Annotated in this window: 3 protein-coding genes and 1 pseudogene; 1 reads left to right on the forward strand and 3 read right to left on the reverse strand. The window is 63.3% G+C overall.

Features of this window, described 5'->3' with window-relative positions:
• A pseudogene (locus EN884_RS33555) lies at positions 1-442 on the forward strand (multidrug effflux MFS transporter); the annotation flags it as partial.
• On the opposite strand, the gene EN884_RS33560 reads toward EN884_RS33555, so the two are convergent.
• The 3 genes from EN884_RS33560 to ttcA form a co-directional block, all read right to left on the reverse strand.
• Positions 439-846: a hypothetical protein gene (locus EN884_RS33560; protein WP_063167817.1), complete on the reverse strand. Its 408-nt coding sequence runs from the start codon at positions 844-846 to the stop codon at positions 439-441. The pseudogene EN884_RS33555 and the gene EN884_RS33560 sit on opposite strands and share 4 nt — an antisense overlap.
• A gap of 59 nt (positions 847-905) precedes the next feature.
• Positions 906-1,733 carry an inositol monophosphatase family protein gene (locus EN884_RS33565; RefSeq protein ID WP_013532140.1) on the reverse strand — a complete coding sequence of 276 codons (828 nt, stop codon included), beginning with the start codon at positions 1,731-1,733 and terminating at the stop codon, positions 906-908.
• Positions 1,723-2,270 (reverse strand): tRNA 2-thiocytidine(32) synthetase TtcA (gene ttcA, locus EN884_RS33570; protein WP_128361027.1); only part of this gene is annotated, 548 nt, incomplete at its 5' end. The genes ttcA and EN884_RS33565, both read right to left, overlap by 11 nt.

Genomic DNA, 2,270 nt, shown 5'->3' on the forward strand with positions numbered 1-2,270 from the left:
CTTTCTGAACTCGCGCCTTGTCGGTCGCATCGGCATGCGCCGCCTGTCGCAGAGTGCGTTGCTGCTGTTCCTGGTCATCAGCCTTGCCTGGCTGGTGATTTCGCTGGAGATGAAGATGCCGCTCTGGCTGTTCATCACCTTCTTTGCCTGCGCCATGCTTCCATTCGGTGCGCTCGGCGCGAACTTCAACGCGCTGGCCATGGAGCCGCTCGGCCAACTGGCCGGCACGGCTTCGTCGATCCTCGGTTTCATGCAGACGTTTCTCGGCGGCATTCTCGGTACGCTGATCGGCCAGGCCTTCAACGGCACGGTGACGCCGCTGGCCGCCGGCTTCTGCAGCGTCTCGGTCGCCGCGCTGCTGATGATCTTCATCGCCGAGCGCGGCAAGATGTTCCAGCCACAGAACCCGCCCGTTTCAGGGCACATCACCGACTTGCATTAGGACGCACCTTCAAGGGCTGCCGTGAACCGAGGGGCAAGCATGCGCCCCGCAATTGCTTCGCCCATGCTGTCCGAAAAGTGCAATGGCAGAGCGTCATCGAGTGCCCTGAGGATGGATGCCACGAAGGCCCGGCTGCGCTGGGCATCGGTTCCCAGATCGGAATATGTGGCGCGAGGTTTGCCGATCAGCGTGCCGTTGCGGCGAAGCGAGAACCGCAGCGTGAGGGACATGCCCGCGGTTCCGGGTGGCGGCTTCCAGCAGGCATAGATCGCGTCCGACATCTCCTTTATCGTGTCGACGGGATCGGTACTGCGACAGCTGCGCTCTTGCGACCTTGCTTCCAGGGAACTGGCGAACAGACCGGCGGCAAGAGCCGCCGCGACAAATGCAAACCGAGGTTTCATTCGAGAGCCTCCGGATTTGCGCGAGATTGTACTGCTTTCGGCTAACGCAGCAATCGATCCTACTGCGCCCAGAGCTCGCGGCGCAATTCGTGCCAGCTTTCCTTGTCTGGCGCGACAAGCAGGCCGCCGCCGAGATGCGAGGGCAGATAGGCGCTGCCGTCGAAGCGCGCCGCATGGCCGCCGGCCTCGGCATGGATCAGCACGCCGGCCAGGTGGTCCCACGGCATCAGCTTGTTGTAGACGACGAAGTGGGCATGGCCGCTCGCCAGCAGGCGGTATTCGTGCGCGGCGCAGCGATAGGCGAACTGCGACAGGATCTTGGTCTGGTTGCGCGCCAGCCGTGTCCGTTCCGGCTCGGCCATATATTGCCAGGAGACAGAGCCGGTCATCTCCGAGATCGGCGCGGGTACCGCTACATGCACCTTCTCGATGCTGCCGTGCGCATGCCGGATATGGCTGCCGGCACCCCTGGCGCCAATCAGCCAGTCCTTGCCGACGGGATCGTGGATGATGCCGGCGACGGTCTCGCCCTTGACCACGACCGCCAGCATGACGCCGAACAGCGGCACGCCGGAGGCGAAATTGAAAGTACCGTCGACCGGGTCGATGACGAAGGCCAGATCGGCATCGCCCAACCCGTTTAAAAGCGCTGGATTGTCGGAACAGGCCTCCTCGCCGACGACCATCGCTGAGGGATACCGCTCGCGCAGCCGCGCGGTGATCAGCCGCTCGGCATTGACGTCGGCTTCGGTCACCAGGTCGGCGGCCGACGTCTTCTGCCTGACATCGCCATCGCCCAACCGGCGAAAGCGCGGCATGATCTCGGCCAGTGCCGCCTCGGCCAGAATGCCGGCCAGCCAGTCGATCGCGGTGTCGTCAAATGTCATCGGCTTGCCTTGTGGTGAGGGTCTTGAGGGCAGCGAAATCGAACAGCTTTCTGTCGAGCAGATGCGATGGCCTGCTGTTCGACAGCGCGCGCAGCATCGTATCCTTGCGGCCCGGCATGCGCTTTTCCAGGTCCTCGAGCATCGCCTTCATGGCATTGCGCTGAAGACCTTCCTGGCTGCCGCAGAGATCGCAGGGAATGATCGGGAATCGCATGGCGGCAGCGAATTTTTCCAGATCGACCTCGGCGCAATAGCTCAAGGGCCGCAGCACCATGACGTCGCCTTCGTCATTGAGCAGTTTTGGCGGCATGGCGGCGAGACGCCCGCCATGGAAGAGGTTCATGAAGAAGGTCTCGAGAATGTCCTCGCGATGATGGCCGAGCACCAGCGCCGAGCACCCCTCCTCGCGTGCAATGCGGTAGAGATGGCCGCGCCTGAGACGCGAGCAGAGCGAGCAATAGGTGCTGCCCGCCGGCAGCTTGTCGGTGACGACGGAATAGGTGTCCTGATATTCGATCCGGTGCGCAATGCCGTGGC

This window comes from Mesorhizobium sp. M7A.F.Ca.AU.001.01.1.1, assembly GCF_004022735.1.
Lineage (GTDB): Bacteria > Pseudomonadota > Alphaproteobacteria > Rhizobiales > Rhizobiaceae > Mesorhizobium > Mesorhizobium ciceri.